This window comes from Cecembia lonarensis LW9, from assembly GCF_000298295.1.
Classification (GTDB): Bacteria; Bacteroidota; Bacteroidia; order Cytophagales; family Cyclobacteriaceae; genus Cecembia; species Cecembia lonarensis.
In genome coordinates, this window is record NZ_AMGM01000002.1 from 82,504 (window position 1) to 106,167 (window position 23,664).

At 40.8% G+C, this 23,664-nt stretch carries 17 protein-coding genes; 8 read left to right on the forward strand and 9 right to left on the reverse strand.

What is annotated here, in order from left to right:
- The first annotated feature begins 266 nt into the window (after positions 1-266).
- Together B879_RS01065 and B879_RS01070 are read left to right on the forward strand one after the other, a co-directional pair.
- Positions 267-1,229 carry a hypothetical protein gene (locus B879_RS01065; protein ID WP_009183267.1) on the forward strand — a complete coding sequence of 321 codons (963 nt, stop codon included), beginning with the start codon at positions 267-269 and terminating at the stop codon, positions 1,227-1,229.
- A gap of 116 nt (positions 1,230-1,345) precedes the next feature.
- The gene (locus tag B879_RS01070; protein ID WP_009183268.1) at positions 1,346-3,043 is read left to right on the forward strand and encodes a sulfatase family protein; all 1,698 of its coding nucleotides are present in this window, start codon (positions 1,346-1,348) and stop codon (positions 3,041-3,043) included.
- A gap of 410 nt (positions 3,044-3,453) precedes the next feature.
- Here the strand turns inward: B879_RS01070 and B879_RS01080 are convergent, their stop codons facing one another.
- Positions 3,454-4,302: an AraC family transcriptional regulator gene (locus B879_RS01080; RefSeq protein ID WP_009183269.1), complete on the reverse strand. Its 849-nt coding sequence runs from the start codon at positions 4,300-4,302 to the stop codon at positions 3,454-3,456.
- 123 nt (positions 4,303-4,425) lie between these two features.
- Between B879_RS01080 and B879_RS01085 the strand changes: the two genes are divergently transcribed.
- Positions 4,426-5,229: a phytanoyl-CoA dioxygenase family protein gene (locus B879_RS01085; protein ID WP_040400050.1), complete on the forward strand. Its 804-nt coding sequence runs from the start codon at positions 4,426-4,428 to the stop codon at positions 5,227-5,229.
- Between the two features lie 123 nt (positions 5,230-5,352).
- Here B879_RS01085 and B879_RS01090 read toward each other — a convergent pair whose 3' ends face one another.
- The 6 genes from B879_RS01090 to B879_RS01120 all read right to left on the reverse strand — a co-directional run bounded on the left by B879_RS01090 (position 5,353) and on the right by B879_RS01120 (position 14,095).
- Positions 5,353-6,231, reverse strand: a complete 879-nt coding sequence (locus tag B879_RS01090; protein WP_009183272.1) for an alpha/beta hydrolase — start codon at positions 6,229-6,231, stop codon at positions 5,353-5,355.
- A gap of 88 nt (positions 6,232-6,319) precedes the next feature.
- Positions 6,320-9,139, reverse strand: a complete 2,820-nt coding sequence (locus B879_RS01095; protein ID WP_040400051.1) for a PQQ-dependent sugar dehydrogenase — start codon at positions 9,137-9,139, stop codon at positions 6,320-6,322.
- Positions 9,140-9,164: 25 nt separating this feature from the next.
- A complete protein-coding gene (locus tag B879_RS01100) occupies positions 9,165-10,193 on the reverse strand; it encodes a sugar phosphate isomerase/epimerase family protein (RefSeq protein ID WP_009183274.1) in 1,029 nt (342 codons plus the stop codon).
- Between the two features lie 758 nt (positions 10,194-10,951).
- The gene (locus tag B879_RS01110; RefSeq protein ID WP_009183277.1) at positions 10,952-11,779 is read right to left on the reverse strand and encodes a sugar phosphate isomerase/epimerase family protein; all 828 of its coding nucleotides are present in this window, start codon (positions 11,777-11,779) and stop codon (positions 10,952-10,954) included.
- 18 nt (positions 11,780-11,797) lie between these two features.
- On the reverse strand, positions 11,798-13,135 hold the full coding sequence (locus tag B879_RS01115) for an aminotransferase class I/II-fold pyridoxal phosphate-dependent enzyme (RefSeq protein ID WP_157231483.1): 1,338 nt from the start codon (positions 13,133-13,135) through the stop codon (positions 11,798-11,800).
- A gap of 117 nt (positions 13,136-13,252) precedes the next feature.
- Positions 13,253-14,095 (reverse strand): DUF6671 family protein, encoded by an 843-nt coding sequence (locus tag B879_RS01120; protein ID WP_009183279.1) that lies wholly within the window; start codon positions 14,093-14,095, stop codon positions 13,253-13,255.
- Positions 14,096-14,273: 178 nt separating this feature from the next.
- Here B879_RS01120 and B879_RS01125 point away from each other — a divergent pair, with 178 nt between their 5' ends.
- From B879_RS01125 to B879_RS01140, 4 genes are all read left to right on the forward strand, one after another.
- Positions 14,274-16,703 (forward strand): TonB-dependent receptor, encoded by a 2,430-nt coding sequence (locus tag B879_RS01125; RefSeq protein WP_009183280.1) that lies wholly within the window; start codon positions 14,274-14,276, stop codon positions 16,701-16,703.
- A gap of 432 nt (positions 16,704-17,135) precedes the next feature.
- The gene (gene katG / locus B879_RS01130) at positions 17,136-19,409 is read left to right on the forward strand and encodes a catalase/peroxidase HPI (protein ID WP_009183281.1); all 2,274 of its coding nucleotides are present in this window, start codon (positions 17,136-17,138) and stop codon (positions 19,407-19,409) included.
- Between the two features lie 154 nt (positions 19,410-19,563).
- Positions 19,564-20,670 (forward strand): DUF4249 domain-containing protein, encoded by a 1,107-nt coding sequence (locus B879_RS01135; protein ID WP_009183282.1) that lies wholly within the window; start codon positions 19,564-19,566, stop codon positions 20,668-20,670.
- A gap of 126 nt (positions 20,671-20,796) precedes the next feature.
- Positions 20,797-21,048: a hypothetical protein gene (locus tag B879_RS01140; RefSeq protein ID WP_009183283.1), complete on the forward strand. Its 252-nt coding sequence runs from the start codon at positions 20,797-20,799 to the stop codon at positions 21,046-21,048.
- 6 nt (positions 21,049-21,054) lie between these two features.
- On the opposite strand, the gene B879_RS01145 is transcribed toward B879_RS01140, so the two are convergent.
- Positions 21,055-22,008: a metallophosphoesterase family protein gene (locus tag B879_RS01145; RefSeq protein ID WP_009183284.1), complete on the reverse strand. Its 954-nt coding sequence runs from the start codon at positions 22,006-22,008 to the stop codon at positions 21,055-21,057.
- A 94-nt stretch (positions 22,009-22,102) separates the two neighbouring features.
- On the opposite strand from B879_RS01145, the gene B879_RS01150 reads away from it, so the two are divergent.
- On the forward strand, positions 22,103-22,498 hold the full coding sequence (locus tag B879_RS01150) for a 5-fold beta-flower protein (RefSeq protein WP_009183285.1): 396 nt from the start codon (positions 22,103-22,105) through the stop codon (positions 22,496-22,498).
- A 23-nt stretch (positions 22,499-22,521) separates the two neighbouring features.
- On the opposite strand, the gene B879_RS01155 is transcribed toward B879_RS01150, so the two are convergent.
- Positions 22,522-23,595 (reverse strand): metallophosphoesterase, encoded by a 1,074-nt coding sequence (locus B879_RS01155; protein WP_009183286.1) that lies wholly within the window; start codon positions 23,593-23,595, stop codon positions 22,522-22,524.
- Positions 23,596-23,664: the final 69 nt, after the last annotated feature.

Here is a 23,664-nt window from a genome sequence, read left to right on the forward strand (position 1 = left end):
GTTAACTTTATTTTTTTAAAAATAAAAATATTATGAATTACTTTTATCAAATTTTTTTGTTAAAAAAACAATATTTTAGTTCAAGTTTAAGCTAACTATCCTAGACAAAACAGCAGCATCTTCTTTTGAAAACGGTCATATAATAATACCAATAGATTCAATTAATTTTGTTTTTTGTTTTTTTTAAATACTTTGTTAAGTAAAATTTGTTTTCACGTTATTTGTTTGCTGTACAAGTAGCCTGATCCCATAATAAAACTACGGTTATGAGCGATAAATTTACCCGTACCATTTTTGGTACTGCGGGAGTAGTTGTGGCTTTTCTACTCTTCATTTTCTTTGAAGCATTTTCAAAATTCTTGTTCCATGTAGCTGAGAATTATTTCAGTCCAGATAAACATATACTCCCAAAGAATATTGTTTATTTTGAATTTGGAACGGGGATCATTATTGGATGTATATTTGTATTATCTATTTTATTCTTTTTTAATTTCTATGCTAAAGCATTTGCATTGATCAATCGCTTTATTGATTTTGATAAAGCAAGAGACTTTTTTATGATTGATGACATTAACCCTTCAAAAACTTTTTCAAAGAATGCTTTTTTTGCAGCTATATTTACAGGTTTATTCCTACACATAGTTTATTTGGTTTTCGGTGAACCAGCACATGAGGGGATTATTGAAGAAGTAATGTCTTTGTTTTTTTTACTTTCAGGCATAGTCTTATTGTGGTCGCTTTTTTATTTAAAAAGGAAGGATTTTTCCCGTGCGATGTACCTTTCTCATATATTCACCATAGGATTTTTAGCTGTGGCACTCTTGGGAATTTATGGGGAGGAAATCAGTTGGGGACAAAGGTTTTTTGAAATTGAGGCTACGGGTATATTTAAGGAGTATAACTTACAAGAGGAAACCAATATTCATAACTTCTTTAATCCTATTTTTAAGTTTCTTTACCCAATTGTAGGCATGGGATCTTTCGTAATTTTAATTTTATTGTGGCTATTTTATAAGCCAAGGAAGAGTTACTATTATAAGCTTTATGTGCCTCATAAGAGTATGTTTTTTTTAATTTTCGTCATGGCTTGTGCCAGTTTCCATGGGGACAGTGAAATTTATGAAGAAATGTTGGCTGTGTTTTTTTTCCTTTATAGTTTGAGAATTCTTGTTTGTATTAAAGGTTTTTCAAAAATTCAAAATATCCAATCAAGAAAAAACGTGATTTAAGACAAATTGAAGCTTATCAGTAATAAGAAGCATAGGTGATTTTCACCATAAATGAATTAAATAAGGAGCTACTTCTAGAAATGTTTTCTATTTTAGAAAATACAAAAAAATCTACCATGAAATCATTAAAGGAATTCTTATTGTTTTCGGTAATTATTGCTTTTGCCATTTCCTGTTCTACAAAAACCACGAAAGTACATCCGGCTGAGCGTCCCAATATCATTTTTATCATGTCCGATGACCATGCTTATCAGGCGATATCAGCTTATGACAACCGGCTGATTCATACGCCTAATATTGATCGTTTGGCAGAAATGGGCATGTTGTTCACCAATGCCAGTGTGACCAATTCCATCTGTGCACCATCTAGGGCTACTATTTTGACAGGCAAGCATTCGCATTTAAATGGGAAAGTGGATAACCATTTTGAGTTTGATACCACCAATATTACCTTCCCTCAGATACTTCAAGAGGCTGGTTATCAGACCTCCTTGTTTGGAAAACTCCATTTTGGGAATAATCCAAAGGGTTTTGATCAATTTAAAATCTTACCTGGGCAGGGTGCCTATTATAATCCTGAGTTTATCACCAAACATGATGGCGATATTGTTGTGGAAGGCTATGCTACTGACATCATTACAGATATGACCTTGGATTGGTTGGATAAGGAACGGGACAAAGAAAAGCCTTTTATGCTAATGTACTGGCACAAAGCACCCCATAGACCTTGGCTGATGGCGGAAAGGCACTTAGAAGATTTTACTTCCCGTACATTTCCAGAGCCTGAAACCTTATTTGATGACTATTCGGACAGGGCTTCTCCCGCAGCAGAAGCAGAGATGAATATCCTGCATCATATGAGTTGGGCAGGGGACCACAAAGTATTCCCTGAGTTGATGGATGAATTGAGCATTCCTGAAATCGGTTATGACATAGCCAGGTATATCTCATTTTATGATAGGCTGACAGAATCCCAAAAGGAAAGCTTCATGAATGCCTATGGGAAAGTCAATGAGGAATTTGCCAAAGCATACCCAACCATGACAGATGAGGATAAGATGCGGTGGAAGTATCAGCGCTATATGCAGGATTACCTGGGCACCATTCAGGCAGTAGATGAAAATATGGGACGCCTATTGGATTACCTTGAAGCCAATGACCTGATGGAAAATACCATCATCGTCTATACCTCTGATCAGGGTTTCTATTTAGGAGAACATGGATGGTATGATAAAAGGTTTATTTATGATGAATCTTTCAAAACCCCATTGCTAATCGCTTGGCCCGGAAAAGTGAAACCTGGTTCAAGGTCTGATGAGTTGGTTCAAAACTTGGATTTTGCCCAGACTTTTTTGGAAGCTGCTGGGATTGAGGCTCCTTTGGACATGCAAGGAGAGAGCCTAATTCCCATTCTTACTGGGAAGGAAGATCAATGGACCAGAGATGCGGTCTATTACCATTATTATGAATATCCCGCAGAGCATATGGTCAACAGACACTATGCCATTGTGACTAAGGATTACAAGTTGGTACATTATTATTATGTGGAAGATCAATGGGAATTGTTGGACAGAAAAAAAGACCCCTTGGAATTGAAGAATTTTTATAATGATTCCGAGTATGCAGAAATTAGGGCTGATTTGCATCAAAGATTAGAAGATTTAAGGATAAAATATAAAGACAATACAGCGATCTCCCAGCGGTATATTGATGAATTTATGGAGGATGCAGCAGCAGGTAAAGTCTGGGGAATCAGTAAAGAAAAGGCCAATGAGATTATCCAGAGGAGGGAAAGTGTGATGAGGGATAGATAGGGGAAAGGGGCTAGATTGCAGTGAAGGAATAAGAGCCAAGTAAAAAGGCAAAAGTAAAAAGGGGGATGTCGAAAGTCGAATTTCGGAATGAATAATCCTATCCTATTAAGCATTAGTTTCTGAATAACCGATAAGGCCTGAAGGGCCGTTCTGTATTAGCCAGAGCCAGTTTGCTGCGTAGGAATAGGAGCCAAGTAAAAAGGCAAAAGTAAAAAGTTGGATTTCGAAGGGTTGATTTGGGAATTAAAAGGCCTGAAGGGCCGATCTGTATTGGCCCGGGGTAAAGCCCCGGGAAAAATGAAATGTTCAATAAATTCAGAGGTCTGAAGGACCGGCATGAAGTAAAAGGAATTGTCCAATTGGGTCGTTGGTAATTATGTTTTGCGTTATGAAAATTCCAATACCTTGTTTCAGGGTTTTTTGGGATGGTTTACTCTAAAAGTGGACGGTGGCATATTTTTTTCTTGTTTGAAAACCCTATTAAAATGGGTGACATGCTGGAATCCTGATTTATAGGCAATTTCTGCAATATCCCAATCTGTAGTCAAAAGCCATCGTGAGGCCTGTTCTATCCTTAATTTATTGACATAGGTGATCAAAGGATGGCCAACCGACTTTTTAAACCAGGCACTGAAATAGGTCGGACTCATGGGTACCATTTGGGCGATTTGTTCCAATTCAACCTTTTGGTGAAAATTTTCATGCAGATAACCTTTGATCCGATTAATTCTTGAAGTTTCTCTATGTATTTGATTGTAATCATGAACCAGGGATGTGGAAATAACTGTTTTTTCTTCTTTGGAAAGCTTATCAATCAGTTCAATCAGGGTTATAAGTTGTTGGGTTGGGTTCAATAATTCAAATCCTTCAATTAGCTGAAGGATGGCTTGGGATGGATTTGGGAAATGAAAGCCTTTTTCTGCCTCTTTCAAAAAGTTTGCTAAATAAGAGAGTTCAGGGAAATAATGAAACAAATTCAGTGGAAACTGAAATACCAGTCCACATTGAAGGTCTGTATCTTGTTCTCCCTGAGTAGCCCAGGTATGGGGTAAATTTTCCCCCAATAGTACCAAGTCACCTTCTTCAAAAGATTCAATTTGATCACCGATGTAGCGAATTCCCCTTCCTTTTTTGATGTAAGTCAACTCAATTTCAGGATGGTAATGCCAAAGGTGAGGAAAAGCTTCGATTTCCAATTTTAAAAAATGAAAGGATTTGAACTCATATACCTTAGAAATTTGCTCAAGAGAAGGTTTCATTGATTTATTTTATGATAAATAACATTAGTTATTATAAAAATAGCATAAAATACGTTAATAAATCAATAAAAATTGAAAATTAGGATTTGTCTCAACTTTTTAAATTTGAGAAAAAACAGAACCATGGCCTATTCAACAATTCATGATAACTATCCCTTATCCAGGGAGCAAATCGCTTTTTACGAGGAAAATCGCTTTATCAAGCTAAAGCATGTACTGAACCCAGAAGAGATCCAGCATTTTGGTGCTTTGATTTCTGAAGAAGTTGAACGATTGAACAAGGAAAGTAAGCCTTTGGAAGAAAGAGATACCTATGGCAAAGCATTTCTTCAGATTTTCAATTTATGGACACAGAATGAAGGCATCAAAGAACTTGTTCTAAGCAAAAGACTGGCAAGTATCGCTGCTGGCTTGATGGGCTGTGAAAAAGTCAGGATTTATCATGATCAAGCTTTATTTAAAGAGGCTGGCGGAGGGATTACGCCCTGGCATGCAGATCAATATTATTGGCCGATTGATACAGATAAAACGGTTACTGCCTGGATTCCTCTACAGGCAACTCCATTAGAAATGGGCCCCCTGGAGTTTTCCGCGAAAAGCCATCAATTGCTTTTTGGAAGGGACCTGGAAATCGGGGATGAATCTGAGGTGCAGCTCAAGCAAAAGTTACGTATCAATAACTTTGAACATGTGGTGGAACCCTTTGATTTAGGAGAAGTGAGTTTTCATTCTGGTTGGGTTTTTCACCGAGCAGGTGCCAATCAAACTGAACAAACAAGGAAAGTAATGACTGTGATCTATATGGATGCTGAAGCCAAACTCAAGAATCCCGAAAACCAAAACCAAATCAATGACTGGAACACCTGGTGTCCGGGCGCTAAAATAGGAGAGGTCATCAATTCTCCTTTAAATCCTGTGGTGGGTTAAAAAAGCTAGGTCTGCTTCATGGCAGACCTGGATTTTTATTTGCAGAATTGTTGGATAGGAAGAATAAACCCAAGTGTTTTGGAAATTTATTACGTTTCAGAGTCAGGGTATGATGCTATGAAATTATTTCCCATCTATCAATCCTCTGATTTTTAACCAGTTTTCAAAATCTGAAGTCCATTGGTCTGAACTTGTTCCTTTTTTGGCAAAACCAAATCCATGTCCTCCATTTTCATAGATATGCAATTCTGAAGGATGGCCTGCCTCATGCCAATCTTGGTAAAGGGAAAGACTATGTGGCATAAATTCCAACTCATCATCGGAAGCAACTGCGATAAAAATCGGAGTAGGTTTTTGGGGTATTATATCACCTAAAACTGCTTTTCTATACAAATAGATGGGAGCCAAAAAATCAGGTTTTAAATCTTCCGGTGCACTCAATCCTACAGACATCGTAACCGTTCCCCCGGCTGAAAAGCCCATGAAGCCAATTTTGTTTGGGTCAATGCCCAGAGATTTTGAATTGCTCCTTACAAAATTCATGGCAGCTATCCCATCATTTTTTGCCATTTCCACCACAGGGGCGTTGATGGAATCCAATTTGTCCTTTTCCTGCATAAGGGGCATCAAGGTCTCAAATGGATTGTCTGATTCAATCTTTACCAACCGGTATTTTAAGACAAAAGCCGAGATTCCCAGATCATTTAGCCATTGGGCAATATGTAGGCCTTCATTGTCAATGGCCAAAATGTGGAAGGCACCACCAGGTGCTACAATGATGGAAGTTCCGTTTGCTTTTCCTTTTGGAGCAGGAAAGTGAATCAGTTCAGGCTCAACAATATTGTATAGTATCTGATTATCCGGAGAGGGGAGGATCACTTTTTCCGACCAATTCCACTCCTCTGATCCAGGCGCTTTTCCTTCGTATAATTTGATCGTTGTCTGGGTATATGCCCCAGAACTAAGAAATAGTAACATAATCCATAAGGAAAAACTTCTCATACATATTGTGTTTTACAATGAAATTGAAACATAAAATCCCCTGCCAAGATGCACACTTGGTCAGGGGTTGAGTTATTTCTAAGTATAATCAATTCAAAAAGGGTGTGTTGGCAAACTGAATCTCTGTGATACTCATCAGTATTTTTTCCTGACCTGCGTCTGGATTTATAAATATGAAGAAGATATCATGAAGGCCACTGGTCTCTTTGATCTTGATTTTGGCTTGTGGTGTGTTTTCCCGCCTCCATTGTATAAAATTGACCCCAGCAGGAGGTCTTCTGAATCCTTGGTTTAGCGGTTCCATTTTTTGGGATTGGCCGATAAGTTCTCCATCAGGACTGCCCAATCTGGCCTCAATAATTCCGCCAACGGCCCCATTTCTTGGGTTCACATTGACAAAAAGGTTGATTTCTTTTACATCGGTCAGATCCAGGGATTTGAAACCAATATGGGATCGGTCCCCCTCCATGAAGAAATTAATACTTGGTGTGGTCATTAGATTCACGCCTTTGCGGATTTCAGCACTTTGAGGATCCAAAAAGGGGTTTCTCAAGGCCACATAATCTTCTCCTGTCAGGGAAGTGATTTGACCTGCCCCCTTGTCCGCATAAAATGCCCTTAAAAGAAAACTTCCTTGCCCATCTTCCCCTTCAGGTACATCAGGCTTAATGTTACCTTTTAGTTCTAAAGGGCTTACTGTAGGTTTTACCTCATTGATGCTTAGGATATAATCTACCATTCTTTTGGCATCGGATTCACTGAGTTCTGGATGGGCACTCATGCCGTGGTCTCCCCAGACTCCGCTTCCGCCATTGAGGATTTTATCTACGAGATAGCTGATATTGGCATCTGACTTGGCATATCTTTCTGCTACTGCCACATAGCTGGGTCCAATGGAGGATTTATCTATTTGGTGACAGGACCTGCAATCACTTCCTTCAATCAGGTTTTTCCCGATATTCAACACGGCAATGGTCTCAGCACCACTTTGCTTGGAAGCAATTTCAATGGGGTCAAAACCAGCAGGTACGTAATCGAAGGTAATTGCAACTTCTTCTGCTTTGATAGATCCGTCATTGGTATTCCCGTCTTCTAAATCCACTACCGAAACAGCATACGCTAACTCATCTTGTCCAAAATAAAATGTTCGGTTTCCTTTAAAATCAATGCTGACTTTTGGGGCTTCATTGCCCGCAAACACCTGGAAACTTGCACTGTTGCGCTCTCCTTTGGTATCTGTTACAGTCAGTTTGATATCATAAGTTCCCTTTTCTTCAAATGTGAAGGAAGGATTGACTTCTTTTAGTATTACTTTTTTAAAACCATCGGCACTGATTTCCCATTCATACTTTAGTTTGCCCTGATCGTAAGCGTCATAATCCATGGTGCCCTCTGAGGAGAAATTTGCGGTAAATGGTACTGCACCAGCTTTGCGGTCCGATGTGGCCTGCACACTGGGTTTACGGTTACCACCATTATACTCAATTTTCACAATTCTGGAATTGGGATTGCCCCTGAACCAAGCGCTGCCATATTCCAGCACATATAAAGCCCCATCCGGTCCAAAATCCATATCGATTGCCGAGCTAAAGTTTTCTTCAGGTAAGAATCTTTCCATAAAAAGGTAGTCTCCATTTTCATCCATGGTAACCGCCATAATCCAGCCGCGCATAAAGTCCACAATAAGCCATTTGCCTTCATAGTAACTGGGAAAAACGAAAGGGGCATCTTTTTTGAAGTCCGCTTTTCTGAATACAGGCCCTCCTGTGGCGGAACGTCCGGAACTTCCGAGCATCGGAAACTCCTCAGAAATGCCATAAGGATACCAAATCATGGCCGGAATGGGTGCGGGAAGTTCCCTTAATCCAGTGTTATTGACTGATTCGTTGATTGGGTTGTTGACATCGTAGGGTTCCCCATAAGTGTCAGTTTCATAATCGTGTCGTGTATAAGCTTGATTGTCTCCTATGAAATAGGGCCAACCAAAAAATCCAGGTCCTTTGGCCTGATTGAATTCATCATATCCCTTTGGTCCCCAAATGGAATCTGTTACTGCATCCGGACCCACTTCTCCCCAATAGAGGTACCCAGTTTTACTGTCCAAAGTAGGTCTCCAAGGGTTTCTATGTCCCATGGTATAGATTTCAGGCCTGGTTTTTTCCATTCCTAAAGGGAAAAGGTTGCCCGCGGGAATGCTATAGGTACCATCAGCTTCAGGCTTGATTCTTAATATTTTCCCCCTTAAGTCATTGGTGTTGCTAGGGGCCCTTTGGTCATCAGAATTCTCATGTCCAGGTCTTTCATCCAAATTGGAGGTGCCTTCCCTTGGGTTGACGGTATTGTTACCTGTGGTCAGGTAAAGATTACCATCTTTATCAAAGACCATTCCGCCACCGGTATGACAGCACTCTTCCCTTTGGGTAGGGACTTCGAGAAGAATTTTCTTGGAGGCATCAATCAATTCATTCCCCTTTAGTTCCCATCTAGCCAATACATGCTTGGGAACATCGGGGTCAGCATAGTACATGTAAATCCAGTTGTTCTGGGCATAATTGGGATCTGCAATCACACCCATCAACCCTTCTTCTGCTTCTCTGACCACTCCCGCTTTGTTGGTGTATTTGGTGTTGACAGGTACAAAACCTACTTGGGTCATCTCACCGGTTTTTTCGTCAAAAACTTTGACCGCTCCTTTCCTTTCAACAAAGAGGATTTTTCTCTCAGGAAGAAAAGTTATTTCCATGGGCTCATCCATGCCCTCAGTAAGCACCACCTTAGTGAAGCGGTTATCCTCTGGTTTTGCTCCGGAATCATGGGAAGAGTCTTTACAGGAAAAGGTAATCAAGGAAATGAGCGCTAGACTGAAGACCAAAGCCTGCTTTCGTACTTTACTTTGAATTTTCATCATTGTTAATCTTAGGTTTGAGAGATGGTTAAGTCAAAGCTTTTCTACAAAACTCCAGGCATTTTTGGACTTCAGTAACTGCGTCAGAGCCTTCCGGAATTTGATATTCCAGTTCTATGGTAGCCGGGAATTTGTACTTTTTATCCCGCATCATCCTTAAAACCTCAGCCACAGGTGTATCTCCGGTGCCCCAAGGTAAATTTCCTTTTCCATTGGCAGGGGTTTGACGGTCTTTGATGTGCATGCTCCAGGTTCTTGCATGCTGCTTTTGGATGAGCTCCATCATGTCAGTATGCCCGGCAGCTGTATAGTGGCCTATATCGAAATTCAATCCATTACTTTTACTTTGATTGATAGCGGTATCCCAAAAAGTAAAGGTCTGCTGTTCGTGGCCATGATAGCCCACCTTCATTTTATGGGTATCTCCCAATTTGCCCAACCTCAGGGTCTGGGCGTCATCAGAAGGGTGTTCCAGCGTAATATGGTTGGCCCCAAGAATTTTTGCTGCTTTCATGCCATAGGCTACCTCTGCGTCAGAATTATTCACTCCAAAGGCATTGGGCTTGAATGCATACACTTGTATGCCTGCGTTTTTAAACATTTTGGCAGCTTGTTCAAATTTTTTGAAATCTACCTTAGACCTCCAGTCCGCAACAGTTTTTCCATATGCCTCCGCCTGGGCCCTGATCTCAGCAAACTCTTCCACTTCACTTTCAGTCAATTGCTCTCCTCTTCTTTGTTTTCCGCCCAATTGAAGTACCCTCATTCGGTTAAAGGTGGGTGCCGGCATTCCGGCAAAGTATTCGACGGGTTCCCCCATCATTTCCACAGCACTGATCCCTGATTCCTTGATATATTGGATATTGGCTTCAAGACTTTGGTCCTGCATGGAGCGGTAGGAATAGGTGATGCAACCAATCTGCACACCATTGATTAAGGAATTGGGTTTATTATAAGATGTTAATATGGCAGGGGCTCCATGTAGCCAAGCAGGTGTCATGGATAATCCTGCAACGCCCAGGATAGAAGCCTTCAGAAAATCTCTTCTGTTTTTCATCTCAATTATGTTTTTTTGGTTTGAGCAAATCAGGTTAATGTTAAACCTATATGTACAATTAACATAATGTTTATCGAACGAATGAAAGATCAGCCATTTAACTGGTGAAAATCAGGGTTGGATGAATGATGGAATAGAAAAATTTTGGACTAAATTTTTCCGGTGGAAAAAATATTGAATTGTTTTCCTATAACCTGATCACCGGTAGGGATTTAAAAGAGGACCGGAGCCGTAGGCTCTTTTATCAGAGATCCGAAGGCACAGCCTTCGGATAACGTGTTGTCCGACGGTTATGCCGTCGGACACTTGGTAAAGTCGCTTTTAGCGGCGTCTTGAAAAAATCAATCAATACATTGAAATGTTAACCAATCCTTTGATTCTTGCATAATCCCTCGCCGAGCTGAAAAGGTAGTGGTGTTCTTCCTCTACAATCATTGCCCTTACCGGATTTTGATGAATGTAATCCAATTTTTGTTCAAAGAATTTAGCTGATCAATACAGTAGTTTAAGCTATCAACAATCTCAAGTTTATACTCCTTGCGCGAAAAAATGTCAATCCAATCGATTACTGTTAAAGTCAAGAATTGAATAGCATTTTGGTCAGCTATTCTGAAAGGCTTATCCATTCCCTGAGCGTTAAAATGAAATAAGAACTAAGATAATAAAAATTATTCTTATCATAAGGATAATTGAGCCACAGGCTCTTTTACCAGAGATCTGAAGGCACAGCCTTCGGATATCTTGTAACGAGAATAGTGTTATCTGCTTTTTGTCCCGACTATTACCCCCCTGAAAAAGCCGATGGATTCAGCAATTCCGGAGAAAGGATTGTCCATATTTCGTTCATGTTCCAAACTGCAGACGCCGTCATAACCGGTTTTTCTCAGCATATTAATGAAAGCAGGTATGTCTAGAATCCCTCTTCCAATTTCGATGGATTTACCTTCTTTAGTATTTGCAGTTACGTCCTTAATATGCATATCATAAATGCGATCTTTATATTTCTCCAAATCGGCCACAGGGTCTTTTCCATTTCTGGCAGTATGACCGATATCAAGACACATGCCCATCCGAGGGTCCAAGTCTTTGACGTGTGACCAAATATCATCGGCATCAGGATAAAGGTCAATGTCCGGCCCATGCATATGGATAGCGAATTTGAAATCATATTCCTGGACTTTGGCATTGATATGAGTTAAAAGCTCATGGTTTGGAACCCCAACGATCAAATCCACCCCCACTCGCTTGGCATAAGAAAATGCATTATCTACGTCTTCCACGGTCCTCATGTAGATGGGGCCAACAGCGTAACCTGTGACGCCTTTTGCAGCCAACTTTTGATGAAAGGCTGCAATTTCTTCATCGGTACTATTGAAGGGCAAGTGAAAATCCTTGATACATAAATATTTGACCTGATTGGTATACAGGTCTTCAAGCGTCCTGTCCAGGTCGAATTTATGGTAAGTAAATCCGGCCATGCCAATTTTGAAGTTTTCCTGAGCCTCTGGGACATACTGGGCATGCAAATCAGTTGACTGTAAAAAAAGCAAAAGTAAAGCAAGAAAGAAGGATTTTATTGATTTCATAGGTTTTAGTTTGGGAGGTTATTTTGTATTTCGATCTCTCATATTGAGTATATATTTTTTTAATCTTGTAATAGCTACTTCCAAGGCCTCATGATCAATGCTTGAAATTACCATGCGGAATAAGCCTTTTTTGCTATGGCCAAACCCTGCGCCAGGGGTAAGCAAAACGCCACTTTCCTCAAAAATTTCCAGCCAAAGTTGATGTTGCCCTTGCTCACTGTCCTCTTTAAGGAATTCAGAAAGGTCCATCCATACAAAAAGACTTCCATAAGAAGGACTATAGGGTATACCCAAAGTACGAAGGTTGCGGATAACGATCACATAGGATTGGGTCAACGCTGACTGGGAAGCTGCCACAAAATCAGCCATAAATTCCCGGTCTTCCAACACCTCCTGCATAACCCATTGGGTATGGTTGGAAATGGCATGGGAAAGACCGGCATTGCGGTATCCGGTAATAAAATCGGCGTTATAAGAATGGGTCAGTCCAATTCTAAAGCCCGAAATGCCCAAATCTTTGGAAAAAGAATACCAAAGGTGTAGAAAGGGGCTTTTCCTCTTGGCCATCAATTGTCCAAAAGAAAGGAAAGGAATGGGATTGGGGTAATCTTTTTGAAGTTCGGGGTGTGAAATATCAATTCTTGACAAACCGTAGATCTCGTTGACAATCAAATGAACTTCATTGGCCTCGCACCAGTCAGCCACACTTTCTAATTGTGCCTGGGAGTAAATACCCCCCGTTGGGTTGTCAGGACTGGTCAGGATTAATAGCCTGAACCGGCTTCCCTGAGCTTCAATCTCTTGTTTGGCTGCCTCCAACTGCTCCGTGTTAATAGGAATGCCTGCTTGGAGTTCATGAAGCTCATGATGGGTTTGGAGGTCATACCTCTTGATCTCAGGAATTACGCCAATATCCATGGTGTAAACCGGATAGCTTGGCGCAGGAATGACGGCAGTATCTGCTGGATTGGCCAGTAAAAAAGCAGTCATTTCAATTGTAGAAGTAGCACCAACGGAAAAGGCTAAGGTTTCAGGATCAACTTTTTGTTTGACCAAAAATTCTGAAAGGTATTCCGCAGTAGCCTGCCGAAAAGAAGGCACCCCTGCCGGATCTCCATAACTGGATACCCAATCAGGAATGGTCTTTTCCTTGCATACTTTTTGGACTTTTTCCCTCAATAAATCCCAACAAAGATGATTTTCTGCCACATTCATCGGAAAGCAACCATCAGGCTTGCTTATGGCATCATAATGATTCTCCATGGCCTTTTGGTAGATTTCCCAATCTACCCTGACGGGCTTGAAAGCGGCCTGAGCACCTCTATCGGATAGGTAACTTTGAGTGTTTGAAGGCATGGTCATTGGCTTGGTTACTTTTCGCTAAAAATTAAAGGTAGCTTTTTTTTACTTGGATTATGATTGTGCCAGTAGGAATATTAGCCATATAGCAGTCTTTTATAGGAGTGAATGAACTTATGGGTTGCAATAGTCGCAGTACATAGGGTCTTCTTCATTTTTATTTTCAGGATAAAACTTTTCTTCTTTATACCCGCATTTCTGACATGATAAAAAATGACTTAATATGCCTTGGGTAGGTTTTCCACAATAAGCGCATGGAAGACCTCTGTTAATCCCGGTAATTGAAAATCCTGGGGTGCTACATTTTGGACACTGAGAAAGCGCTTTTTTTGCCAGCTTTTCTCCTAATTTTCCAATAAATGTCAGCCTACTTGGGTTGTACATGGCTCGCATATCAGTTTCCACGTGGACAGATGCGTACTTGTTTTTAAGTTGGGAAAATACCATTTCCAGTTCTTTTCTGGATTGGATGCCTTTAAAAATATCGTCAGGGCTTCCCTTACTTTTTCTAAGGATCAATGCATGGCCGGGAAATCCAACCCTTTCGGCAAAGTCAGATAGTTCATCTATTGAAATGACATCTACACTGTCATAATTGGTTTCCAAGCTAATGTCTCTGACCAGAATTTCCAAGCTATTTTTTCGATCAATGAGACAAAGGAACTCTTCATTACAGGGCATAAAGTAAAGACTGGGATGAGGACCGAAAGAACCTTCATTGGCAATGCCCAGATCAATGCCTGTATCATCCATTCCCTTAAGACATTTTGCTTTTACGGCCTCTAAAGGAGGTAATTTACGCTCTAATTCTCCTGAAAAGGTACCCAGGGAATCTGTATCAAAGCCTTTATATTCAAATGCTTTTACGCCTAATAATCGCTCTAAGATGGGATTTAAAACAGACCCTTTGCCATGTTTAGTCGTGATTACCAATTTACGTCCTTTGAAAAGATCCATGATATCTATATTAACACTTTTGGTTTTTACTAGCGCTGTTCATCTTCATAAATTTTTTTTATGCAATTCATAATAATAATTTACCTAGAATTAATCTAAATAAATATAAAATCAAATAAAGGAATGATTAATATTGCGCGCTAATTTAAAATAAATCCAAATAAATATAGTGCAATATATGAAACAAGCGCTTACAATTTTCTTAATGTTAATACTCAGTTTGAATGCTGCCTCCGCTCAAAAAAATATATTGAGGGGGAAAGTGGTAGATCAAAACAAGCAACCTGTTCCGGGTGCCGCCTTGGTGCTGGAAGGAACGGTAAGAGGGGTGCAGTCTGACAATTCTGGTAATTACGCCATGCGTGATATTCCACAGGGATCCTATGTTTTGAGTGTTCGCATGCTCGGATTTAAGGAAATAAGTGTTCCATTCAGCATCAAAGAACAGGAGAATCTGGAGCTGGATTTAACTTTGCAGGAAGACTTACTATCTCTGGATGCTTTTGAGTTTTCTGTGAGTAGGGGAATAATGGGGCAGGAGCGACTGCCAGAGGTGGATCGTTTCCGTATCAATGCAGGTAAAAAAACTGAAGTAATTCGCGTAGGAGAAATCAACGCCAACCTAGCCATGAACAATAGCCGTCAGGTTTTCGGTCGTACTCCAGGAATTTCCATCTGGGAAAATGACGGCTCTGGTATTCAATTAGGGGTAGCTTCCAGGGGGCTTAATCCAAACCGTTCTTGGGAGTTCAATGTGCGTATGAATGGCTATGACATTACACCAGATCCTATGGGTTATCCGGAAGCCTATTTTACCCCTCCAATGGAAGTGGTAGAGCAAATTGAGATTATCAGGGGCGCTTCTTCTATACAATATGGTTCCCAATTTGGCGGTTTGATGAACTTTGTGGTGAGAAAACCTGATAAATCCACCCGATTTACATTTGAAACTTTAAATACCGTGGGCAGTGATGGACTTTTTAGTACATTCAATTACCTGGGTGGTACGGAGGGGAAATGGAGTTACATGGCTTATTATCAAAAGCGGGTAGGCAACGGTTGGAGAGAAAACAGTTCTTTTGATACCGACCATGCCCATGTATTGGTGAATTATGCGGCAAATAACCGTTTGATGTTGGGCTTTGAAATGACTTACATGGATACGGAGAGCCAGCAGCCAGCAGGCCTTACGGATGAGCAATTTAGAAATGATCCGAGGGTTAGTACACGCGAAAGGAATTGGTTCAGTACGCCATGGGTAATCCCGGCCCTAACTGCCGAATATATTGTCAGTGATAAGACCAAAATTAGCTGGAAGACCTTTGCTACATTTGCAGAAAGAAATTCTGTGGGCTTCATGCGCCCAATTTTCCAGGAGGATGATTTGGGGAATAGACAAGTGGATAGAGATTTTTACACCACTTATGGTTCTGAAATCAGAATGATTACCGAATACGCCTTATTTGGTAAATCAAATACTTTAGCAGCTGGACTGAGGTATTTTAATGGTTTTATAGATAGAAAGCAGTTGGGTGAAGGGGATAATGGAAGAAGGATGAATTTTGACTTGGTTGAAGGAGGGATTTTTCAAAGGGATTTTGATTTTAGGAATATCAACCATGCCGCTTTTGCTGAAAATATTTTCAGGTTTTCTGATAAGTTTTTGGTAACTACCGGACTTAGGTATGAAAGGATTTTCTCCAATATGGAGGGACTTTTCAACATTGTCAATGATCAGGAGCAAATCTTATTGCCTCAGACCAGAACCAGGAACTTTTTATTGGGCGCTGTAGGGGCTGAGTACAAAGTGACGCCTTCCATGGAATTTTACAGTAACTTCTCTCAGGCTTACAGGCCGGTGTTGATTTCTGATCTGACCCCTCCGGCTACCACAGATGTAATTGATGAAAACCTGCAGGATTCAAGAGGTTTCAATTTTGATATTGGATACCGTGGTGCAGTCCAAAACTGGATGAAGTTTGATGTGGGTTATTTCTACCTGAATTATGCGGACAGGATTGGTACCATAGCAAGAATGAATGAAGCTGGGGAAATCTTCCAGTTTAGAACAAATTTAGGTAATTCAGTAAGTCAAGGATTTGAGGGCTACGTGGAAATTGACCCTGTAACGGCTCTTGCCAAGACCTCAAGGTTTGGCTACTTGCATTTCTTTGCCTCTCTTGCTTTCATTGATGCCAGGTATGGTGATTTTGCTACGACGACGGTCAGAGATGGAGAAATCGTGCAGGGAAATCTCCAAGGGAACAGGGTAGAAAATGCAGCGAGAAGGATCAACCGTTATGGTGTTACTTACCGCTACAATAGGTTCTCTACCACCTGGCAATTGAGTGATATCGGGGATGCATTTGCCGATGCTTCCAATACCGTGACACCTAATGCTGCGGCCACTGTGGGTTTGATTCCTGCCTATCAGGTACAAGACCTTTCAGCCTCCATGGACATTAACAGGCGTTACATTTTTAGGGCCGGTATCAATAACCTGACCAATGAAATGTATTTTACCCGTAGAGCCGGTGGTTATCCTGGTCCTGGCATTATGCCCGGTGATGGCCGCACTTTCTACTTTACCTTTGGTTTGAAGTTGTAATACCAGCTGTTTAAAGCCAAAAAAAACTATCTACACCCCTTAATCAACAATCAGGGGCTTTTTGTCAATAGGAAGAATCACACCTCTAAGAGAGTTAAATCGTAGAGGTGTGATTTGTTTTTTGGTATTGAACTGGTTAGTGATATTTATCATATTTTTTTAATGCTTTAAAAGGTTTATTTTCGTTAGGCATTTCTCCCTAGCCACAGCAATACAAATTCTTAGCATTAGATTTCTTAATGTATTAGATGTCAATTCGTTCAATGCTTTGAATAGGCGTTTGAATGATATTGGTATCAATACCTATCAATGAGATTACTTCTTATCCTAATTGATTTTATCAAATCCTTATCGAAAAAATCGATTTCTAAAGACCATTCTGAAAAATTATGTTTGTATTTAGATATGATGAACTAATAAAAACAAAATAATATGTATATGAGAAAAATTGCGTTGCTTAGCTTATTGTGCTTTGCTTTTGTATGGGAAGCAAACGCACAGAAAACCTACAATGAGGAGCAAGTGGACGGTTGGTCAGGTGCTACGAAAAGAAGCAGTACCGCCATGCGTGCTACCGGTAATGCAGAATGGTGGCCGAATCAGTTAAACCTGAGCATTTTACGCCAAAATTCATCTTTGTCTAACCCTATGGGACCGGACTTTGATTATGCTGAAGCATTTAAAAGTCTGGATTATGAAGCATTGAAGGCTGATTTGGTAGCCTTGATGAGCGATTCCCAGGATTGGTGGCCTGCCGATCATGGTTATTATGGTGGTTTTCTGATTCGTATGGCATGGCACAGTGCCGGAACATACCGTACCGGAGATGGCCGTGGAGGTTCTAGGGCCGGTCAACAAAGATTTGCCCCTCTCAACAGCTGGCCTGACAATGCCAACCTGGATAAGGCCAGAAGGTTACTATGGCCCATCAAGCAGAAATATGGTAATCAAATTTCTTGGGCCGATTTAATGATTTTGGCAGGTAATGTGGCTTTGGAAGCTGCTGGCTTTGAAACCTACGGATTTGCCGGAGGTAGAGAAGATGTCTGGGAGCCAGAAATTGATGTGTACTGGGGTTCTGAAGGGGAGTGGCTAAGTGATGCCAAGCGTTATTCAGGCGAAAGAGAATTGGAAAATCCTTTGGCAGCGGTACAGATGGGCTTGATTTATGTCAACCCTGAGGGCCCAAATGGAAATCCGGATCCGATCTTGGCTGCTCATGATATCCGTGAAACCTTTGGTAGAATGGGTATGAATGATGAGGAAACTGTAGCCTTGATTGCCGGTGGTCATACTTTAGGAAAGACCCATGGCGCCGGTCCCGCTGATCATGTAGGTCCTGAGCCTGAAGCTGCAGCCATTGAGGAGCAAGGCTTTGGCTGGACAAGCTCTTACAAATCAGGAAAAGGTCCTGATGCCATTACTTCAGGGTTGGAAGTCATCTGGACTTTGACGCCTAATGAGTGGAGTCAAGGATTTTTCAAAAGCTTGTTTGAGCATGAGTGGGAATTGACAAAAAGCCCTGCAGGTGCCCATCAGTGGGTAGCAACCAACGCAGAAGTATTATATCCTGATGCTTTTGATGCTGAGAAAGGTCATGTACCGACCATGTTGACTACAGATTTGTCTATGAGATATGATCCTATTTATGAGAAAATCTCCAGAAGATTCTACGAGAACCCAGAAGAGTTCAACAAGGCATTTGCCAAAGCTTGGTTTAAGCTGACACACAGAGACATGGGGCCAAAAACTACCTATTTGGGACCTGAAGCACCAACAGAAGACTTAATTTGGCAGGATCCAATTCCAGCAGTAAACCATGAATTGGTTAATGTGCAGGATGTGGCAGCTTTAAAATCACAGCTTCTGAATTCAGGACTTTCTATCTCTGAAATGGTTTCTACCGCTTGGGCTTCTGCATCTACTTATAGGGGTTCTGACAGAAGAGGTGGTGCCAATGGTGCGAGGATCATGTTGGCTCCTCAAAGAAACTGGGAAGTGAATAACCCTGAGCAGTTGAATAAAGTGTTGGCTGTGTATGAAAAAATCCAACAGGATTTCAATGCCAGATCCGGTGCTAAGAAAATTTCCATGGCAGACCTGATCGTATTAGCAGGATCTGCGGCTGTAGAAAAGGCTGCTGCCAATGCAGGCCATAATGTAGCAGTGCCATTTGTTGCAGGCCGTATGGACGCCACTGAAGAAATGACAGATGTAGAATCCTTCAAATTGCTGGAGCCTATGGCAGATGGATTCCGTAACTATCTTAAAACAAAGTATACTGTATCTACGGAGGAATTGCTAGTGGATAAGGCACAATTGCTTACTTTGACTGCGCCTGAAATGACTGTATTGGTAGGAGGTATGCGTGCTTTGAATACCAATTATGATGGTTCTACCCATGGAATCTTCTCTGACAAGAAAGACATGTTGACCAATGACTTCTTCGTGAATCTTTTGGATATGCGTACAGAATGGAAGCCAGCTGATGACAGCAATGAGAAGTTTGAAGGTAGAGACCGTAAAACCGGTGACTTGAAGTATACCGCTACAAGAGCGGACTTGATCTTCGGATCGCATTCAGAACTGAGGGCTTTGGCTGAAGTATATGCGCAAGAAGACAACAAAGAGAAGTTTGTGAAAGATTTTATCGCAGCATGGACCAAAGTGATGCATTTGGATAGGTTCGATTTGATCTATCAATAAAAGTTCTAATGCATATTTCGGGTTTTAACCCATTTATAAAAAGCCAATCCGAAAGGGTTGGCTTTTTTCATGGAAAACCGCAAAGTTGTTTTGTTGGTATACTGAAGTTTTTGAACAAAAACTTTATATTTAACCTTTAAATAAGCTTTTAATTATGTATCGATCAGTCTTTTGGGTCATTATTGTTTTTTTGTTTGGAACTTGTGTTGATCCGTATGAGGTTGAAACTGCCGGAGAAAACCGGATATTAACCGTAGAAGGATTCATTACGACAGTACCCAAGGCTCATGTCATTAGGCTATCTTTTACCAAACCCTTTGGTCCGGAAGCTACAGGACCAAATCCGGGCATTATTACAGCAAAAGTTTATTTAAAGGATAATCTCGGCAATACGGAAATATTAAACGTCAAGGCACCACGTGATAATTTTGATAATGTAAGAGGTTTCTATGAGACATCAGAGGACTTTGCCGCGGTTGTCGGAAGGACTTATACGCTACATGTTGAACTTCAGGATGGGAAAAGGTTTCAATCTTTTCCTGAGCTGGTAAGTCCTGTACCTGAGGTGGATTCTCTTACTTATCGGGCTGTAAGGTCAGCTTCAGCTGACCCTTTGAATGATGAAGTGGGTGTCGAGCTATTAGCTCATTTTCAGGATCCTGAAAATGAGAAAAACAATTACTACTGGAAGCCTTTGGAGTCGGACTTTGTAATTGTCGCTGAGCCACAGCTTCACAGAAATGTCAAAGATTGTTGCGAAGTTTGTTACCACAGGGAAATGCCCTTTCCATTAAACGTCAATACTGTTTCAGATATTGATTTTAATGGACTGTACCAAAGAAGGGTGATTGCTTATGTGCAGGATAATGGGGTACGCTTTAAAGATACGTATCGATTAGATGTGCAGCATTTATCTGTATCAGATGAAGCCCATAGGTTCTTAAAGTTGGTCAGTCAGCAAACTAACCTTACAGGTTCCGTTTTTGATCCTCCTCCTGCAAATATTAGGGGCAATATGATTAATATTGATGATCCTGATGAGCAAGTTTTGGGTTATTTTTTTGCTTCAGATGAAAGATTCTTAAGGACTTATATCCAAAAGTCCAAGTTGGAGTTTGTCCGAATACCAGCTACCATTATTCCTTTCGATTGTCAGGAATATCTAGATCCGGACGGCAAAAATCAAGACCCTCGGATTGGCTATATTCCACCACCCTTACCGCTAGACCCCCCAGATGATTGGAATCCACCATCAGATTGAAATTATTCAGGAATTAGTGAACTTAAAAGGTGATTTAGGAAAAACCAGGAATCAGGGAGATTAGATTTTGGGAAAATGGAGGGTTTCTTATTTAGACTACTCAATATTTTTAGCAATCTTTGATAGATGTTTAACGGACCAGATTATCCCCAAACTCTTGATGAATCGCTTTTTGATGAATGGCTGGAAAAGGGCCGTGAAAGTAAGATTCCATACGCCTATTTGTTAATCGTTTGGGATGAATTGGACGCCAAATACCGGCCTGTTTACACGGAAAAGCGGAGTGACATCCAACAATACGCCCGATATGGGCAATCCCCCGAAAACCAATTATTGGTAGCGGCCTATGACCTGTATTCGGAGGGTAGGGTGTTATAATTTTACTTAGGCTTTTTTATCATACTCTACATATTCAAATGTATGACTGCCATCTTCAAAGAGTTCAAATAGACCATACCCTTTATGGGTCATTTCATAAGGCTCGTCATTCCACCAGTTTCCGGATACTGCCCCGCAGCAATGGTAATGTACATTTTGATAAAGCAAGGATTCTACCAAATGTATATGGCCACTGATGCAGACTTTTACATTTGGATGCTGATGAAAAAGGTTGATCAGGGATTTGGCGTCGATATGCATCCATGCCCCTGGTACTATCCAATCTCCCGTTTGGGCATTATCCCCATCCAAAAATGGGGTAGCCCCCAAAATTGGAATATGGGAGATGATCAAAACTGGTTTGTCTGCCGGAATATTTTGGAGGGTCTTTTCCAACCATGCTCTTTGCGCGGTATCGAGCTTGGCGGTGTACCATGTCCCATCTTCTTTTTGGTGGGTGCTGTCCAATACAATAAAATGCCAGCCTTTTGATTCAAATGTATAATATGGGCGCTCCAATCCATGTTCCCTCATCACCCAAGCCTTGCCGGGAAATTTTTCTTCATGGGGTGTTTTTCCCCAGACATCATGGTTGCCAATGCAATGGAAAAATTTCAAATCCGGATAGGCTGTCCTGATGCTACGCCAAACGGCCCATTGTGCTTCGGTTTCCTCCTCATTTTTGCCCAAAGCATCCATGATCAGGTCACCTCCATTGACAAAAAAATCCACCGGTTTTTCTTTGCTGAGAATATGATCAATGCATTTTTTCACACCCTCTTCAGCCCCAATGCCTGGTTCGATATGCATATCGGTCAAATAGGCAAATCGTAGAATTGGGACTTTTTCTTTGTTTTCTGAAGTTCCGGGACCGGTACAAGCCCAAGGAAATGCACTGGCTCCTATAGCGCCAAGGCCTAATGCTTGCAAAAGTTTTCTTCTTTTGATTTGAGTTTTCATAGCGGGGATCCTAAAATGGGAATGGCAGTTTCAGTATTTTTATATGAGATTTTAAAATAACAGAAATTTCTTTAAATTTTTTCTTAATTGGATCATGATAAAAACTTTGGTAATCTTCTTTTTTGTCCTGCTTTTAATCCCTGCTGCTGAAGCCCAAAGATTGATGGATAATAGCCGAAGGACAGTAGGTTTTATTGAGAACGAAAGGGTCATGAATGCCTCTAGGAGTACCATTGGTTTTTTGGAGAGAAATAGGGTAATGGATGCTGCTCGACGGACCGTTGGATACTATGAAAATGGCAGTGTACTTGATGCTTCCCGAAGGACAATTGGGCACATTGAACAGGGGAGGGTAATGGATGCTTCGAGACGCACAATTGGTTATGTGGAATCAGATAGGGTCTTGGATGGTTCAAGAAGGACTGTAGGTTTTTTTGATGGGATCAGAAGGGATGAAGCAGCTTTATACTTCTTTTTCTTTTTTCGATGAATGAACATAGCCCTTTGGCTATATTAATCTAAATCAAAAGTAAAGGCTGCATAAGCATCGCTTCCCCAAGCGAGATGCCTTGTGCTGGGAGATATGGCAAATAATGGGGAGAAGGTGCGTACTGAGACATGGTTGCCCTGAAATTCCAACAACCTCAACCATCCATCTCCACCGTTTCCATGCCAGCCACCCCCCATGGCTTGTGCATTAAATGTCATTTGATGTACCTTTTTGCCTCCGGCATTGGTATCTGTTCTGAATCCGACATGCCCTCTTTTTTGATCCGCAGCTCCGATATGGCCAGAGAAGACCATTTGGATATTTTTGGACGGTTTCACTAATTTTTCCCAAATGGCTTTACCATAGTTTCCATCTGTTATGGGATAATTTTCTGTTTCGATATGATCGCTATTACTATCCAAATAGGAATGCACCAACAATATCACCTTATGATCCAGGTATTTTTCCTGATTGACCACTTCAATGGCCCATTGCAAATTTGCCTCTCTTGGCGCAAATTCAAGGACAAGAATCAAGAACTTTTTTTCATCGGGTGCAATAAATTCATATAAGGCATTAGTTAGATTGGGCATGCCATCTTCATCAAGAGCAACTTCCCGTATCATCTCCTTATTATGGTGATTTTTTTCAATGGGAAAGTATTTGTTATAAAAAGTCTGTCGGTTTTCTATATTGGCAATCCCAAAATCGTGATTTCCTGTAGTGGCGATTACCGGCAACTTTGTGTCCAAGGTTGAGAATGAACGAGAAATTGCTTCCCATTGCTGGGTCCCTGTCTGATTACCAACTATTCCATCAGGGTTTACCAGGGCATTATGTTCAACCAAATCACCCACATGCAAAACCAACTTGATGTTCAAGGTTGAAATATGTTCTTCAACCCAATTTACCATGAGGTCCACAATTGGTTGGTTTCTCTTAAACTTCACATAAGTCTGGGTATCCGGAAACAGGACTAAGGTCCATGCATCTTTATTTTCAAGGCTTGGGGTGTTATAGGTTTTGTCTTGGGCCGAAACGGTTAATCCCAGCCACAGAAAAGACAGCAATAAGCTTAAAAATATCCTTCTTTTCATTTTATGGTTTATTTAGTTTCTTTCAAATTTAACTTTTATTGCGCATAAAACCCTGTTTCATTATTAAAT

Excerpts from the sequence above, each read along its gene's own strand:
- B879_RS01065 (WP_009183267.1), top strand. The coding sequence starts at position 267 with ATGAGCGATAAATTTACCCGTACCATTTTTGGTACTGCGGGAGTAGTT.
- B879_RS01070 (WP_009183268.1), top strand. The coding sequence starts at position 1,346 with ATGAAATCATTAAAGGAATTCTTATTGTTTTCGGTAATTATTGCTTTT.
- B879_RS01080 (WP_009183269.1), bottom strand. The coding sequence starts at position 4,302 with ATGAAACCTTCTCTTGAGCAAATTTCTAAGGTATATGAGTTCAAATCC.
- B879_RS01085 (WP_040400050.1), top strand. The coding sequence starts at position 4,426 with ATGGCCTATTCAACAATTCATGATAACTATCCCTTATCCAGGGAGCAA.
- B879_RS01090 (WP_009183272.1), bottom strand. The coding sequence starts at position 6,231 with ATGAGAAGTTTTTCCTTATGGATTATGTTACTATTTCTTAGTTCTGGG.
- B879_RS01095 (WP_040400051.1), bottom strand. The coding sequence starts at position 9,139 with ATGATGAAAATTCAAAGTAAAGTACGAAAGCAGGCTTTGGTCTTCAGT.
- B879_RS01100 (WP_009183274.1), bottom strand. The coding sequence starts at position 10,193 with ATGAAAAACAGAAGAGATTTTCTGAAGGCTTCTATCCTGGGCGTTGCA.
- B879_RS01110 (WP_009183277.1), bottom strand. The coding sequence starts at position 11,779 with ATGAAATCAATAAAATCCTTCTTTCTTGCTTTACTTTTGCTTTTTTTA.
- B879_RS01115 (WP_157231483.1), bottom strand. The coding sequence starts at position 13,135 with ATGCCTTCAAACACTCAAAGTTACCTATCCGATAGAGGTGCTCAGGCC.
- B879_RS01120 (WP_009183279.1), bottom strand. The coding sequence starts at position 14,095 with ATGGATCTTTTCAAAGGACGTAAATTGGTAATCACGACTAAACATGGC.
- B879_RS01125 (WP_009183280.1), top strand. The coding sequence starts at position 14,274 with ATGAAACAAGCGCTTACAATTTTCTTAATGTTAATACTCAGTTTGAAT.
- katG (WP_009183281.1), top strand. The coding sequence starts at position 17,136 with ATGTATATGAGAAAAATTGCGTTGCTTAGCTTATTGTGCTTTGCTTTT.
- B879_RS01135 (WP_009183282.1), top strand. The coding sequence starts at position 19,564 with ATGTATCGATCAGTCTTTTGGGTCATTATTGTTTTTTTGTTTGGAACT.
- B879_RS01140 (WP_009183283.1), top strand. The coding sequence starts at position 20,797 with ATGTTTAACGGACCAGATTATCCCCAAACTCTTGATGAATCGCTTTTT.
- B879_RS01145 (WP_009183284.1), bottom strand. The coding sequence starts at position 22,008 with ATGAAAACTCAAATCAAAAGAAGAAAACTTTTGCAAGCATTAGGCCTT.
- B879_RS01150 (WP_009183285.1), top strand. The coding sequence starts at position 22,103 with ATGATAAAAACTTTGGTAATCTTCTTTTTTGTCCTGCTTTTAATCCCT.
- B879_RS01155 (WP_009183286.1), bottom strand. The coding sequence starts at position 23,595 with ATGAAAAGAAGGATATTTTTAAGCTTATTGCTGTCTTTTCTGTGGCTG.